Origin of the sequence: Streptococcus sp. S1 (genome assembly GCF_034137685.1) — a bacterium.
In the GTDB taxonomy this organism is placed as follows: domain Bacteria; phylum Bacillota; class Bacilli; order Lactobacillales; family Streptococcaceae; genus Streptococcus; species Streptococcus dentalis.
Map to the genome: position 1 here is coordinate 913340 of NZ_CP139418.1, position 15747 is coordinate 929086.

At 42.5% G+C, this 15747-nt stretch carries 13 protein-coding genes, 1 pseudogene and 1 riboswitch; of the genes and pseudogenes, 12 read left to right on the forward strand and 2 right to left on the reverse strand.

The features are described from left to right. Positions 1–4 precede the first annotated feature (4 nt). A complete protein-coding gene (locus SM121_RS04375; RefSeq protein ID WP_155126671.1) occupies positions 5–808 on the forward strand; it encodes an ABC transporter ATP-binding protein in 804 nt (267 codons plus the stop codon). Between the two features lie 39 nt (positions 809–847). Here the strand turns inward: SM121_RS04375 and SM121_RS09760 are convergent. After that, a pseudogene (locus SM121_RS09760) lies at positions 848–1381 on the reverse strand (IS30 family transposase); the annotation flags it as partial. Positions 1382–1551: 170 nt separating this feature from the next. Between SM121_RS09760 and pflA the strand changes: the two are divergent. The 4 genes from pflA (at position 1552) to SM121_RS04395 (ending at position 4615) form a co-directional block, all read left to right on the forward strand. Beyond that, on the forward strand, positions 1552–2346 hold the full coding sequence (gene pflA, locus SM121_RS04380) for a pyruvate formate-lyase-activating protein (protein WP_003005017.1): 795 nt from the start codon (positions 1552–1554) through the stop codon (positions 2344–2346). A gap of 124 nt (positions 2347–2470) precedes the next feature. Then, on the forward strand, positions 2471–3406 hold the full coding sequence (locus SM121_RS04385; protein WP_048689738.1) for a manganese-dependent inorganic pyrophosphatase: 936 nt from the start codon (positions 2471–2473) through the stop codon (positions 3404–3406). A gap of 62 nt (positions 3407–3468) precedes the next feature. Continuing rightward, the gene (locus SM121_RS04390; protein WP_155172336.1) at positions 3469–3981 is read left to right on the forward strand and encodes a YiiX/YebB-like N1pC/P60 family cysteine hydrolase; all 513 of its coding nucleotides are present in this window, start codon (positions 3469–3471) and stop codon (positions 3979–3981) included. Then, entirely contained in the window at positions 3965–4615 is a 651-nt protein-coding gene (locus SM121_RS04395; protein ID WP_320911248.1) for a DUF1803 domain-containing protein, read from the forward strand. The genes SM121_RS04390 and SM121_RS04395 overlap by 17 nt, the downstream gene beginning before the upstream one ends. Before the next feature lie 314 nt (positions 4616–4929). Here SM121_RS04395 and SM121_RS04400 read toward each other — a convergent pair whose 3' ends face one another. Then, positions 4930–6375 carry a UDP-N-acetylmuramoyl-L-alanyl-D-glutamate--L-lysine ligase gene (locus SM121_RS04400; RefSeq protein WP_320911249.1) on the reverse strand — a complete coding sequence of 482 codons (1446 nt, stop codon included), beginning with the start codon at positions 6373–6375 and terminating at the stop codon, positions 4930–4932. 87 nt (positions 6376–6462) lie between these two features. Here SM121_RS04400 and SM121_RS04405 point away from each other — a divergent pair, with 87 nt between their 5' ends. The 7 genes from SM121_RS04405 to SM121_RS04435 all read left to right on the forward strand — a co-directional run bounded on the left by SM121_RS04405 (position 6463) and on the right by SM121_RS04435 (position 15679). Continuing rightward, positions 6463–8091: a putative polysaccharide biosynthesis protein gene (locus tag SM121_RS04405; RefSeq protein WP_320911250.1), complete on the forward strand. Its 1629-nt coding sequence runs from the start codon at positions 6463–6465 to the stop codon at positions 8089–8091. Between the two features lie 139 nt (positions 8092–8230). Next, entirely contained in the window at positions 8231–9328 is a 1098-nt protein-coding gene (locus SM121_RS04410; protein ID WP_155126689.1) for a cystathionine gamma-synthase, read from the forward strand. A gap of 1 nt (position 9329) precedes the next feature. Then, positions 9330–10493: a MalY/PatB family protein gene (locus tag SM121_RS04415; RefSeq protein ID WP_151378661.1), complete on the forward strand. Its 1164-nt coding sequence runs from the start codon at positions 9330–9332 to the stop codon at positions 10491–10493. A gap of 35 nt (positions 10494–10528) precedes the next feature. Beyond that, positions 10529–10686: riboswitch (M-box (ykoK) riboswitch) on the forward strand. A 207-nt stretch (positions 10687–10893) separates the two neighbouring features. Beyond that, positions 10894–13554 (forward strand): magnesium-translocating P-type ATPase, encoded by a 2661-nt coding sequence (gene mgtA, locus SM121_RS04420; protein WP_320911251.1) that lies wholly within the window; start codon positions 10894–10896, stop codon positions 13552–13554. Between the two features lie 220 nt (positions 13555–13774). Then, positions 13775–14404 carry a uracil phosphoribosyltransferase gene (upp, locus tag SM121_RS04425; RefSeq protein WP_003005574.1) on the forward strand — a complete coding sequence of 210 codons (630 nt, stop codon included), beginning with the start codon at positions 13775–13777 and terminating at the stop codon, positions 14402–14404. A gap of 128 nt (positions 14405–14532) precedes the next feature. Further along, positions 14533–15123 (forward strand): ATP-dependent Clp protease proteolytic subunit, encoded by a 591-nt coding sequence (locus SM121_RS04430; RefSeq protein ID WP_155126695.1) that lies wholly within the window; start codon positions 14533–14535, stop codon positions 15121–15123. Positions 15124–15400: 277 nt separating this feature from the next. Continuing rightward, positions 15401–15679, forward strand: coding sequence for a DUF2129 domain-containing protein (locus tag SM121_RS04435; protein WP_151378658.1), 279 nt, complete (start codon positions 15401–15403; stop codon positions 15677–15679). The last annotated feature ends 68 nt before the right edge of the window (positions 15680–15747 follow it).

A 15747-nucleotide genomic window follows, 5' to 3' on the forward strand; every position in this document is an offset into this window, starting at 1 on the left:
AAGTATGGCAACATTATTATCAATTGACGGCATTCATAAGACATTTGAAGCAGGAACAGTCAATGAAAACCATGTCTTAAAAGGCTTGGATCTACAAGTAGAAGAAGGGGACTTCATTTCGGTCATCGGTGGAAATGGAGCTGGGAAATCAACCTTGATGAACATCTTGGCAGGAAATCTGGTCGTAGATGAAGGAGATATCTTGCTAGAAGGTAACTCTATCAAAAATACGAGTGTTCGTAAGCGTGCGAAAGATATTGCGCGTGTCTTCCAAGATCCTAAAATGGGGACAGCTTCCCGTTTGACTATTGAAGAAAATATGGCCATTGCCCAACGTCGGGGGAAATCTCGTGGTTTGAGCTGGGGAGTTCGAGAGAAAGATCGCGAATTATTCCGTGAAGCCTTGAAGGAACTGAATATCGGTTTAGAAAACCGTCTCAAGGTGGATACCCAATATTTGTCTGGTGGGCAACGTCAAGCTTTGACCTTGGTCATGGCAGCCTTGGTCAAACCCAAGCTATTGCTTCTGGATGAACATACCGCAGCGCTCGATCCTAAGACTAGTGAAATGGTCATGGAATTGACACAAAAGATCGTGGAAAGCCATGATTTGACAACCTTGATGATTACGCATGATATGAACCATGCAATTGAATACGGCAACCGCTTGATCATGCTCTACCAAGGCAAGATCGTTGTCGATGTCAAAGGAGAAGAAAAGAAAAACCTAACGGTTGAAGATTTAATGCGCCTCTTCCAACAAAACAGTGGTGAAACCCTGGTTAGTGATGAATTAGTATTAGGATAAAATAAAAGGAGTTTTCACTGAACTCCTTTTGTTTCGGTAATTCCGTCTCCATAAGCTATTAAAATGTTCAGGGAGACCTAATTGGCCAAGACATCCTGGACCCACAAAGAAATATCAATGTCATGTGCATTCGAAATAGACTTCCAATTAGAAAATTTTTTCCCATAATTAAAAGTGATCGACTTAAAGAGGTGTCTAGGAACTTTAGACAACCATTGATCAGTGGAGGCCTCAAAATCATTTGCTTTCCGTCCATTGGTTTTCAGTGTGATGATGGCATTTGAAAAGCATTCTAGTAAGAAATGACTAGACTTTTTTCTTTTTCTCCTGCAATTGTAACCCCTTCTAGATGACCGAATTCTTTCTAAAAATCGGGATAAATATCTGCTTTCTCACGTAACTCTCTATGAAAAGCTTGTTTTACACGCGTTTCTTTCTGCCTATTTGGCCTTCGTTTTCTTCTCCAAGTAAGGTCCATCTTGTCGAAAACACTAATATCAGCTAAACGATAGAGTGTTCTCATGGAGCAAGAAATCTTATCTGGATAAGACCCTTAATGACATCAAGGCCGTAAATTTTTTCCATAATACAGGACAGATAGTCCCATATTGGAAACTGTACTAGGACAATGAAAACTACTGAAAAAAACAGATTCTTTTCAAAAAGAAGCTTAAACTCTTTAAAATAGATGGAATCGTGTTATAATAAAATCATAAAACGTTTTCAAGAGAAGAGGTTCCTCAATGGAAAATGAAACAGTTGACTATGGAAAAGTAACAGGAATGGTACACTCAACAGAAAGTTTTGGGGCAGTAGACGGACCTGGGATCCGCTTTATTGTCTTCCTTCAAGGCTGTCAAATGCGGTGCCAATACTGCCACAATCCAGATACTTGGGCAATGGAAACCAACAAGTCCCGTGAACGGACAGTGGATGATGTCCTAGAAGAAGCCCTCCGTTATCGTGGATTTTGGGGCGAAAAAGGGGGAATCACTGTCAGTGGAGGAGAAGCCCTCTTGCAGATTGACTTTTTGATTGCCCTCTTCACCAAGGCTCAAGAGTTGGGCATTCATTGTACCTTGGATACCTGTGCCCTTCCTTTCCGGAATACACCTCGTTATTTGGAAAAATTCGACCGCTTGATGGCGGTGACAGACTTGGTGCTTCTGGATATCAAGGAAATCAATGATGAACGACACAAAATTGTGACCAGCCATACCAATAAAACGATTTTAGCTTGTGCCAAGTACCTATCTGATATTGGAAAACCAGTTTGGATTCGTCACGTTTTGGTGCCTGGGCTTACAGACCGAGATGATGATTTGATCGAACTTGGAAAATTTGTTAAAACCCTTAAAAATGTTGATAAATTTGAAATTCTGCCCTACCATACTATGGGGGAATTCAAATGGCGTGAATTGGGAATTCCGTACAAATTGGAGGGTGTGAAACCACCGACAAAAGAACGGGTCCAAAATGCAAAAGATTTGATGGAAACAGAAAGTTACCAAGATTACCTGAAACGGGTCAAAGGATAAAAAGTATAGACAGTTGGGCCTTCCAGCTGTCTTTTCTATTGAAATGCACAACTATTCCCTTTCTTTAAATGGCAAAACGTGCTAAAATAGAGTGAATCTATAAATGAAATAAAGAGGTAGAAACATGTCAAAAATTCTCGTTTTTGGTCACCAAAATCCTGACTCAGATGCTATTGGCTCATCTGTAGCTTTTGCTTATCTTGCAAAAGAAGCTTATGGTTTGGATACAGAAGCAGTGGCTCTTGGAACTCCAAATGAAGAAACAGCTTTCGTGTTGGACTATTTTGGTGTGGAAGCACCACGCGTTATCACATCAGCTAAAGCAGAAGGTGCAGAACAAGTCATCTTGACGGACCACAATGAATTCCAACAATCTGTCTCAGATATCGCTGAAGTAGAAGTATATGGTGTAGTGGATCACCACCGTGTGGCTAACTTTGAAACTGCCAGCCCACTTTACATGCGTTTGGAACCAGTTGGATCAGCATCTTCTATCGTGTACCGCATGTTCAAAGAACACGGTGTAGCAGTGCCAAAAGAAATCGCTGGTTTGATGCTTTCAGGTTTGATTTCAGATACCCTTCTTTTGAAATCTCCAACAACTCACCCATCTGATAAGGTGATTGCACCTGAATTGGCTGAATTGGCAGGTGTGAACTTGGAAGAATACGGTCTTGCCATGCTCAAGGCTGGTACCAACTTGGCAAGCAAATCAGCAGAAGAATTGATCGACATCGATGCCAAGACTTTTGAATTGAACGGAAATAACGTTCGTGTGGCTCAAGTGAATACAGTTGATATCGCTGAAGTCTTGGAACGCCAAGCTGAAATCGAAGCAGCCATCCAAGCAGCAAATGCAGCTAACGGATACTCAGACTTTGTTTTGATGATTACAGACATCGTCAACTCAAACTCAGAAATTTTGGCTCTTGGTGCCAACATGGACAAGGTAGAAGCAGCTTTCAACTTCAAACTTGAAAACAATCACGCTTTCCTTCCAGGTGCCGTTTCACGTAAGAAACAAGTGGTACCTCAATTGACAGAAAGCTTTAATGCATAATGATAGGTGGGGAAATCCATCGTTAAAAGGAGTTTCGACTCCTTTTTTGCTAGGAGGAGATCATGTTAGAGACGGGCGATTTGATTTTTGTCAGTGAAAATACAGAAATGGGACAAGCTATCCAGGCATCTACTGGCAACTATAGCCATGTGGCCATCTTTTTGGACGGTTCCATTTATCATGCCACGGTGGAAGGTGGCGTCCTTGCCCAATCTCCTGAAGACTTCTTCGAAGCCGGAAAAGTCTATGACCTTTATCGCTATGCGCAGATTGATTGTCCAGACGTCAAAAAGCGGGCAGAGAGTCTTTTAGGGGCTCCCTACAATGCGTCCTTTTATCCAGATGGAGTTGGTTATTACTGTTCCCAGTTCATCGCTGAACTACTTCCTATTTTTGAAACCATTCCCATGAAGTTTGGAGATGAGGAGCAGGAGATTAGTCCGTTTTGGGAAGATTACTACAGAGAGCTTGGTCTAGCGGTTCCTTTGGATCAGCCCGGGACCAATCCAAGTCAGTTAGCCCAATCACCACAGCTACAGTTTAAAGAAAGGTATTTGGATGATTACAATCATTAATCCTACACGTTTGACACGTCAGCCATTTTTCAAGGACTTGATCAACTTTTTGGATCAGCACGACGATGTGATCCTGCGGCAAATCAAGGCCCAATTTCCAGATCAACCAGTGGATAAGCTGATGGAGGAGTATATCAAAGCGGGCTTCATCCTTCGAGAAAATAAACGCTACACCCTCAACCTGCCCTTCTTGAAGTCAGCTGATCTTGTTGACTTGGATCAAGAGGTCTTTGTCCGAGAGGACAGTGCATTTTATCAAGAATTAAAAGCAAAGGTCTTCCAAACAGAACTCCGCAATACTACCAACGAAGCGATTCTCATAGAGGAGACGGACTTCGAGCGAAATGCACAGACCCTTTCCAATTACTTCTACAAGGTGAAACACCAATACCCTTTGACAGAGGAGCAAGAAAAGCTCTATGCCATCTTGGGAGATGTCAATCCCGAGTATGCTCTTAAGTATATGACTAGCTTTTTGCTCAAGTTCCTCAAAAAAGAAGTAGTCCAGCAAAAGCGCAAGGACATCTTTGTCGATAGTTTAGAAATCTTAGGCTATATCCGCAAAAATGATGAAGGCAAATATGAATTAGCAGTGGACTTGGACAAGGAAAGACTGATGTTTATCAAACAATAGAAAGAGGCTAGGAAAACTTCCTAGCCTCGGATTGAAGACAAAGTCATCTTAAAAACTTTCCTTAAGTGAGTACGGACGTCAGCGAACTTCTTTGAAGTTCCATGACTAATTATTGAGCCTAAGGTCTCAATAATTCCGAGTGCCTGAAACGTTATTGTTTCAGACACTTTTCTCACAGCGGAAAGTTTCGGTATTTTCTTAAATCGATTTAAAAAATAGAACTCATTTTTTTGTAGTATTGTTTAACTTTTTTACTTTAAAATAAGTTATCTACATTTTAAGGCTAAGAATTTTCCTAGCCTTCTTTCGTTTGATTATAGGTAACGTTCAGCGATGGCGGCATCACCTGGATATTCTTCTTTTACGCCATTGACGATTTGGTAGCAGTCAGCTCCTTTTCCGGCGATAATGACGGCATCTTCAGGCTTGCTGGTTGTTGCCATAGCCAGCTGAATAGCTTCTTCGCGATCTGCGATTTTCTCAACAGGGCGCGTGATGAAGCTGCTAATCTCTTCAGCGATAGCCAAGGGATCTTCATAGTTGGGATCATCCGCTGTGAGGAAGACTTGGATTTCAGGATGGTCTTCTAAGAGTAAGCCAAAGTCTTTGCGACGGCTCTCTCCTTTATTCCCAGTTGATCCAAGGACCAGTGAAATGGTCCCCGTTTGATGGGTTTCGACAACTGAGAGCAGTTTTTTCAAGCTATCTCCATTATGGGCGTAGTCGATGAAGACCTTAGCGCCGTTTTTCTGAGTCAAGACTTCCATTCGGCCTGGAACGCGCGTCTTGGCAATTCCTTTTTGGATATCCTCGAGGCTCGTACCTAGACGAAGACAGGCAAGACCTGCTGCCACAGCATTTTCTTGGTTGAAGTGACCGATGAGCTGGGTATCATAATCTCCCGCCAGCTTGCCAGTGACAGAAAAGCTAAAGGCCTTAGAGTCTTTAATTTGATTCTCAGACTGGCTTCCATAAAAATCGTGGTCTTGGTTTGCGACTTGGTCCGCTAAGACTTGGAAATGATCCATATCGCTATTGATGACAACGGCTTGGCTATTCTTCATGAGGAGACGTTTGTGGTAGAAATAATCCTCAAAAGTTGGGTGTTCAATCGGGCCAATATGGTCAGGACTGATGTTGAGAAAAACACCAACGTCAAAAGTCAGACCGTAAACCCGTTTCACCAAATAAGCTTGACTGGAAACTTCCATAATCAGGTGGGTCCGATCATTGGCTACTGCCTCAGCCATCATGGCAAAAAGATCCAAACTCTCTGGCGTTGTCAGGGTCGATTTAAAGAAGTTTTTACCATCCAGTGTCGTATTCATGGTAGACAGCATAGCTGGTCGGTGACTTTGTTCCAAAATATGGTAAGCAAAATAGGCCGCGGTTGTCTTTCCCTTAGTCCCTGTGAAGGCCAATAGTTTTAATTGTTTCTCAGGGTGCCCATAAAACTCCATGGCAATTAAGCTCATGGCCTGTTTGATATCATTGACGAGGATAGCAGGAATACCAACTTCATAATCTTTTTCAGAGACATAAAAGCCGAGTCCATTAGAAATAGCCTGTTCCAGGTATTCTTTTTTGAAGTTGGCCCCTTTGACAAAAAAGAGGGTGCTAGCAGAAACCTTCCGGCTATCATAGCTAATAGCATCAAAACTTGTTCCTTCTAGATGGTAGTAGTATTCACCATTTACTAGAATTTCTCGGAAATTTTGGTCATGTTTTAAAATGTTGAGGGTTTGTTCAATTGTAATCATAAAACTATTGTAAACCTAAAGTCCCTATTTTACAAGTGTCATGGAAAAGTTTATAATGAAGAGAAGAAGAAACGAAAGAGGACACCAATGAGTCACGAACAAAATGACCAGCAAGCCCAGATGCTACGCGGGACTGCCTGGATGACAGCCAGCAACTTTATCAGCCGTTTGCTAGGGGCTGCGTATATTATTCCTTGGTATATTTGGATGGGAAAATATGGGCCACAAGCCAATGGTCTTTTTACAATGGGTTACAATATCTATGCTTGGTTTCTCTTGATTTCGACAGCCGGGGTACCCGTAGCTGTTGCCAAGCAAGTAGCCAAATACAATACCCGGGACCAAGCCGACCATAGCTTTGCTTTGATTCGGGGCTTCTTAAAATTCATGGGAATTTTAGGCCTAGGATTTGCCATCCTCATGTATCTTTTGTCTCCTGTTTTTGCGAGTCTTTCAGGTGGGGGAAAAGAGTTGATTCCGATCATGCAGAGCCTTTCTTGGGCTGTCTTGATCTTTCCTTCGATGAGTGTCATTCGGGGATTTTTCCAAGGTTTTAACAACATGAAGCCTTACGCCATTAGCCAGATCGCTGAACAAGTGATCCGGGTCATCTGGATGTTGCTCACGACCTTCTTCATTATGAAGATTGGCTCAGGAGACTATGTGCAGGCTGTGACGCAGTCGACCTTTGCGGCCTTTATCGGTATGGGAGCGAGCCTGTTGGTGCTCTTTTATTACCTTGCAAAGACAGGCTTGCTCTCTTCTATTTTTAGAAAGCAAGAGGGAAGTGAAGGGATTGATACTCGGGCTCTCTTGATCGATACGATTCGTGAGGCCATTCCTTTTATTATCACTGGTTCCGCCATTCAGCTCTTCCAAATTGTTGACCAGATGACCTTTATCAATGTCATGTCTTGGTTCACAGACTATAGTCAAAAGCAGCTCTTGGTCATGTTTAGTTATTTCTCTGCTAATCCAAACAAAATCACCATGATCTTGATTGCGGTAGCGACTTCGATTGGGGGAGTTGGGATTCCTCTGTTGACAGAGAATTATGTGAAGGGGGACCTAAAAGCAGCTGGGAAGCTCGTACAGGATAACTTGACCATGTTGCTAGCTTTCTTGCTTCCAGCCACCTTTGGTGCAGTAGCAGTCGCAAAACCACTTTATACGGTTTTCTATGGGCAACCAGATGGCTTGGCCTTAGGACTCTTCACCGTAGCGATGTTGCAGACCGTAATTCTCGGTCTTTACACAGTTTTGTCTCCGATGATTCAAGCCCTCTTTCAAAATCGCAAGGCCATTCGCTACTTCCTTTATGGTGTAGTGGTGAAATTGGTCCTACAAATTCCATTTATTTTGGTCTTTCGTTCTTACGGGCCACTTTTGTCAACGACCATTGCATTAATGGTGCCAATCGTCCTCATGTATCGGGAGATCCAAACTATCACTCAGTTTAATCGAACCATCGTCTTCAAGCGGACCTTACTTGGTTCTATCCTGACTGTGGTGATGCTACTTGGAGTCTTGATCGCCGGTTTGATTTTGGGCTGGATTTTCCCACCAAATGGCCGTGTATCGAGCATGATTTATATCATCGTCATTGGCGGATTAGGAGTTGCTATTTATGGAGCCTTAGGATTATGGCTACGGTATTTTGACCGCTTTATCGGAGGTCAAGCTGCACGTCTCAGACAAAAATTCCGGATTAAATAAATCAAAGGCTGGGTAAAAAGTGCCCAGCCTTTTCTTATAGTTTGAAACTATAGCTAGGTCTTGAAAATGGGAAAACCGCTCTCCTCATAATAGTGATAAAATAGTAATCAGTTAGATTGAATGTTTATCGGAGGGCAATATGAGTAAAAAACGCAATATCAATACGATTTTGGCACAGGCAGGAATCAAGTCGGATAAAGCAACAGGAGCTTTGACGACTCCTTTGCATTTCTCTACGACTTACCAACACCCAGAATTTGGTCAGTCTACAGGTTTTGACTATACCCGTACGAAAAATCCAACACGCGCAACAGCTGAGAAGACTTTGGCAGCTATCGAAAGTGCAGACTATGCTTTGGCGACAAGCTCTGGAATGTCAGCTATTGTGCTTGCTTTTAGCATTTTCCCAGTTGGTTCAAAAGTCTTAGCCGTTCGTGACCTTTATGGCGGTTCTTTCCGCTGGTTTAACCAACAAGAGCAAGAAGGTCGTTTCTCTTTCACCTATGCCAATACAGAAGAAGAACTGATCCACCATCTAGATCATGATCCGGTGGATGTCCTCTATATTGAAACACCAACCAATCCATTGATGTTGGAATTTGATATTGCTCGTTTAGCCAAATTGGCCCATGCAAAAGGTGCCAAAGTCGTGGTGGACAATACCTTCTATAGCCCGATCTATCAACGTCCGATTGAAGAGGGAGCGGATATTGTTCTTCATTCAGCAACCAAGTACCTAGCTGGTCACAACGATGTCTTGGCTGGTGTTGTCGTGACAAATGATGCAGACTTGTATGACAAACTCTTTTACAATTTGAACACGACAGGTGCTGTTCTTTCACCATTTGACAGCTATCTCTTGATCCGTGGTCTCAAGACGCTTTCTATTCGGATGGAGCGCTCCACAGAGAATGCTCGCAAGGTGGTAGAGTTTTTGAAAACCTCCCCTCAGGTCAAAGAAGTCCTCTACACTGGAAAAGGTGGAATGGTCTCCTTTAAAATTCAAGATGAGAAAAAAATTCCTAACTTGTTGAATTCCCTTCAAGTCTTTACCTTTGCAGAAAGCCTTGGCGGAGTTGAAAGCTTGATCACTTATCCTACCACTCAGACTCATGCGGACATTCCTGCAGAAGTTCGCCATTCATACGGTTTGACAGATGATCTTCTTCGTTTGTCCATCGGAATCGAAGATGCAGATGATTTGATTGAAGATTTGAAACAAGCATTGGAGGCTTAAGATGACCAAATATGATTTCACGACTTTACCGAATCGCTTGCCCCACCATACCTACAAGTGGAAAGAAACAGAGACAGATCCAGAAATCATTCCAGCTTGGATCGCGGACATGGATTTTAATGTCATTCCAGAAGTACGAGAAGCGGTGATCGGCTATGCAGACCAAATGGTCTACGGCTACACCTATGCATCGGATAGCCTCTACCAGTCTATCCTTGATTGGGAAAAAGAAGAACATGGCTATTCCTTTGACAAGGAAGCTGTCGTCTTTATCGAAGGCGTTGTTCCGGCTATTTCAACAGCTATTCAAGCCTTTACTAAGGAAGGGGATGCTGTCTTAATCAATACACCGGTCTATCCTCCATTTGCCAGAAGTGTCAAACTCAATCGTCGAAAATTGATCGAAAATTCATTAGTTGAAAAGGATGGTCTTTTCCAAATTGATTTTGATCAGCTGGAAAAAGACATTGTGGAGCAAAAGGTGAAACTCTATGTTTTGTGTAATCCGCACAATCCTGGAGGCCGTGTATGGGATCGTGAAGTCTTGGAAAAAATCGGCCGCCTCTGTCAAAAACATGGTGTCCTTCTCGTTTCAGATGAGATCCACCAAGATTTGGCCTTGTTTGGCCACCGTCATACCAGCTTTAATACGGTTGATCCAAGCTTTAAAGATTTCAGCTTGATCTTAACCAGTGCAACTAAGACTTTCAATATTGCAGGAACAAAAAATTCCTATGTGGTCATTGAAAATCCAAAGCTTCGTACGGCTTTTAAACAACGGCAATTGGCCAATAACCAACATGAAATCTCAGGCTTGGGCTATATTGCAACAGAAGCGGCTTATCGCCATGGTAAACCTTGGTTGACAGAGCTCAAGCAAGTCTTTGAAAAACACATCGACTATGTGGTAGATGAATTGCATGAAAAGACCAAAATTCGTGTCATGAAACCCCAAGGCACCTATCTTCTTTGGTTGGACTTTTCAGCCTATCCTTATACCGATGATGAGCTGCATGCTAAAATTCATGACCAAGCCAAATTGATTTTGAACCGTGGAACAGATTTTGGAAAAGAAGGAAACTTGCATGCCCGCCTCAATGTGGCAGCTCCCTTCACCCTCATTGAAGAAATCACCAAACGCTTGGTGGAAACTTTTCACAAATAAGTGTTGACTTTCTGTAAGTGAAGGAGTACAATAAACTCGAAATACGGTAGGTGAGGCTACCACAAGGATACGGATGACTACCGCAAAGCAGTGGAGACACTACTCGTTGGTCAACAGTCCTGATCGCAAAGGTCAAGACTAAGCTCATTTCATTGCCTTGTGGAGCTAAAGCTTGGACGGTCAGTTTTTTGAGAGTTTTGATTGAAAAATAAATGACGAGTTTCATGAGTCCTACCGATCGAGGGTAGGACTCTTTTTTATGCCTTACCAAGAAGAGAGAAAGGAGAGAGCTATGATACAAATCGACGATCATCCCGAACCGCACCGAACCAGCCAATCGCTGATTTGTGTCATAGGGACTCCAAAAGTGATTGGCTCCTGATTGAAAAAGGAGATACCAATGCAAACAAATAAAGAAAGACTCATTGCTGCTCTTCAAGAACCACTTGAAAGCACCTTTGCCACCTACAAAACCAGTGCCCTTGGTCTAGTTGACGATCAAGTAGAAGAAAACCGCGATATTTATGGCGAAAATGTCATCACAAAAGGTCAAGAAGATTCCATGATCAAAAAGATCTATGAATCGATTATCAATCCTTTTACGGTGATTTTGTTGGTCATTGCGCTGGTTTCCTTCATCACTAATGTCTGGCTAGCAAAACCAGGTGAACAGGATCCAACGACCTCCATCATCATTGTGACCTTGGTCTTGATCTCTGGTGGTATCCGCTTCATTCAAGAATTGCGGAGCGACAAAGCAGCTAGCAACTTATCACGTATGATTGTCAATACAGCGACCGTTCTTCGTGATGGATCAGAACAAGAAATTCCGATCGATGAAATCGTCGCAGGAGATGTGATCAAACTGAGTGCCGGCGATATGATTCCAGCTGATGTGGTCTTGATCGATTCCCGTGACTTCTTTGTCCAACAATCTGGTCTCACAGGGGAAAGTGATGCTGTTGAAAAGGTTTGTCTCAGAAAAGCCGACAGTCAAAATCTAGAGAGTCTCTTGGAGAGTGAGAGCTTGGCCTTTATGGGAACCAATGTCATCTCCGGACGGGCGACAGCTTTGGTCTTGGTCGTGGGGGATGAAACCATGATGGGAGCTATTGAGCAAACCATCAACACCTATGACGAACCAACCTCATTTGAGAGAGAAATGAATACCATCTCTTGGCTCTTGATTCGGCTCATGTTAGTGATGGTGCCCGTTGTCTTTGTGATCAATGGCCTCACAGATGGTGACTGGTTAGAAGCGGGTGTCTTTGCCCTCAGCGTTGGGGTTGGTTTGACTCCTGAAATGTTGCCGATGATTATTACCGCGAGTCTAGCTAAGGGCTCCATCATCATGGCCAAGGAAAAAGTCGTTATCAAAAAACTCAATGCCATCCAAGACCTTGGGGCTATTGATATTTTGTGTACAGATAAGACAGGTACCTTGACCCAAGATGAAATCGTTTTGGAGTATCCGCTTGATATCCATGGCGAATTGGATCTATCAGTTCTTCGTCGGGCTTACTTGAATTCCTATTTCCAAACCGGGCTAAAAAATTTGATGGACCGGGCGATTATCAATCGAACCCAGAAAGAAGCCAAGAAACATGAGATTGTTCGCGATCTGGATCAAACCTTCCATAAGATTGATGAATTGCCCTTTGATTTTGAACGTCGTCGCATGAGTGTCATTGTCAAAGACGAAGACGGTGTGGTCAGCATGGTGACCAAGGGTGCCTTGGAAGAAATGCTTTCTGTATCGACTTATGTTGAGTACAAGGGAGAGATTAAACGACTGACAGATGAAGTCCGTCAAGAGGTCCTCGCTGAAGTTGCTCAATTAAATGAACAAGGTCTTCGTGTTTTGGGAGTCAGCTACAAAACTGACTTGGACGAAAATGACATCTTTAGTGTTGAAGATGAAGGAGACATGATCCTAACCGGTTACCTTGCCTTTCTTGATCCACCAAAACCTTCTGCAGCTCCCGCTATCAAAGCTCTTGCAGAATATGGCGTAACCACCAAGATCTTAACTGGGGACAATGAAAAGGTCACCCAAGCTGTCTGTGAAAAAGTAGGACTAGATGTCGAGCGGATTCTTTTGGGAAGCGAAATCGATACGATGACTGACCAAGAGTTAGCACAAGTTGTGGAAACAACAACGGTCTTTGCCAAATTATCACCAGATCAAAAAGCGCGGATCATCCTCAGCCTCAAGAACAATGGCCACAAGGTTGGTTACATGGGAGATGGGATTAACGATGCTCCATCTATGAAGGTCTCAGACGTTGGGATCTCCGTGGATACAGCTGTTGATATTGCCAAAGAAACGGCAGATGTCATCCTTCTAGATAAGGACTTGATGGTCCTTGAAAAAGGTTTGGTTGAAGGCCGCAAGGTCTATGCCAATATGACCAAGTACATCAAGATGACGGTCTCTTCTAACTTCGGGAACATCTTTTCTCTTCTCTTTGCCAGCATCTTTTTGCCTTTCCTTCCGATGGCTCCTGTTCATTTAATTGTGCTCAATCTTATCTATGATCTTTCTTGTATCGCCCTTCCTTTTGACAATGTCGACAAGGAATTCCTCAAGAAACCTCGTATCTGGGAAGCAAACTCTATCATGCGTTTTATGGCCTGGATCGGTCCAATTTCATCAGTATTTGATATTATTACCTACATGCTTCTTTACTTCCTTGTTGTTCCTATGATTTTAGGTCATGGCTACAACCATGGAGCAGCAGATGCAGCAGCCTTTATCATGGTGTTCCAAACTGGATGGTTTATCGAATCTATGTGGTCTCAAACCATGGTTATCCATATGTTGCGTTCACCAAAACTGCCATTTATCCAAAGTCGTCCAGCCTTCTCAGTCGTGGTGACGACTCTAGCAGCGGCCTTCTTTGTAACCTCCCTTCCATATAGTCCTTTGGCTTCTATCTTGAAGTTGAGCCAACTAAATGGATTGTACTTTGTTCTATTGTTTGCGATTATCGTCCTCTATATGCTGAGTGTGACGGTTGTCAAACGTATCTATATTAAGAAATACAAAGAATGGTTATAATTGATTGATAGAAAGAGTGAGTCCGAACTTAAAAAATTAAGTGTAAGGGCTCTCTTTTTTTTGTAAAATTTGGTATAATAAGACGAATGTAAAGTTGGAAATGAAGATTTCCATGTGCTGTGAGTATTAAAGAGGGACTGAAAGAAAGAGTAGAGCTTGACTCCACTTTTATCATAGCTCTTTTTTGAATAATAACAGCTTAGAAAGAAGGATCTCAAAAATGGGAAAACTAGAAGTTATTACACATCCACTGATTCAACACAAATTATCTATTCTTCGTCGTACAGATACCTCTACGAAGGCCTTTCGTGAATTGGTAGATGAGATTGCTATGTTGATGGGCTACGAAGTGTTGCGTGAATTGCCTCTTGAGGATGTTGAAATTGAAACTCCTATTACCAAAACCGTTCAAAAACAAATCGCGGGTAAGAAATTGGCTATTGTCCCAATTCTTCGTGCAGGGATTGGGATGGTTGATGGTCTCTTGAGTTTGGTACCAGCTGCTAAGGTTGGCCATATCGGGATGTACCGTGATGAAGAAACCTTGAAACCAGTTGAATACTTGGTGAAATTGCCAGAAGATATTGATCAACGTCGTATCTTTGTAGTAGACCCTATGCTTGCTACGGGTGGATCCGCTATTCTGGCGATTGATTCCTTGAAAAAACGTGGTGCTAGCCATATCAAATTTGTCTGCTTGGTATCAGCGCCAGAAGGGGTGAAAGCTCTTCAAGAAGCTCACCCAGATGTTGATATCTTTACAGCAGCCCTCGATGATCATTTGAATGAACATGGCTATATTGTTCCTGGTCTTGGGGATGCAGGTGACCGTTTATTCGGTACCAAATAAGAAACCATTCATGATTCGTCCGAAAGGTGCTTAAGATTTGACCTTTTTTGACCATTGGTTTATAATAGCACATATACTTTGAACCTCACGAATTGTGAGAATGAATGGATACTAAAGGAGAAGAATAGATGATTCCAGTAGTTATTGAACAAACCAGTCGTGGAGAACGTTCTTACGATATTTATTCCCGTCTGTTGAAAGATCGAATTATCATGGTAACAGGACCAGTTGAGGACCAAATGGCTAACTCCATTATCGCTCAATTGCTCTTCTTGGATGCCCAAGATAATACAAAAGATATCTATATGTATATCAATACCCCAGGGGGCTCTGTCTCAGCAGGTCTTGCCATTGTAGATACTATGAACTTTATCAAGTCAGATGTCCAAACCATTGTTATGGGGATGGCTGCTTCTATGGGAACTATTATCGCTTCAAGCGGTGCGAAGGGCAAACGCTTCATGTTGCCAAACGCCGAGTATATGATTCACCAACCAATGGGTGGTACTGGTGGTGGTACCCAACAAACCGATATGGCGATTGCAGCAGAACACTTGCTCAAAACACGGAATAACTTGGAAAAAATCCTTGCGGAAAATTCAGGTCAATCCATTAAAAAAGTGCATGCTGATGCGGAGCGTGACAATTGGATGAGCGCACAAGAAACACTTGAATATGGCTTTATTGATGAAATCATGGCCAATAATAAATTGGGCTAAACCATCCTGTGGGAAGGTCCGTCAAGAGGCTGGGACAAAAGTCCTAGCCTCTCAATTATTTTTGGATTGTCGAGCAAAACGCAGTGGTTGAGTGGGCTCTACTACGCTGATTTCATCAGCTTTTACAGCCCTACTCAACTGTGCGGAGGTGGGACGACGAAATCGAATTCTAACGAATTACCGATTTCTGTCCCACTCTCTTTTTTGCTCTCATAAAAGAGTAGTTCTTTTTCTTGAAATTTGATATACTAGTAACAGAACGAGAAAGGGATTGACTATGTTTGAGAAACAAGAAAGAACAGGCTTAATTGTTAAATTGTATTACAATCGAGACGGGAAAAAATTACAATCTGTCGGAGATGTTTTGTACCATTCTAAGAAATGCCGTTATGTCCAATTGTATGTGGACAGTGACAAGGCCGATCAAGTCATGGAAGACTTAAAGAAAGAACGTTATGTCAAAAAGGTCTTGCCTTGCCATCTTAAAGATTTAGATACAGATTTTGTGGGGAGTTTGCAACGATTGGAGATCCCATCTTTGGTCACAGAAGGTTAGAAAACGCAATCATTTGATGGATTGCGCTTTTTTTATTGACAATTGTCAGATAATTCGGTATATTCTTA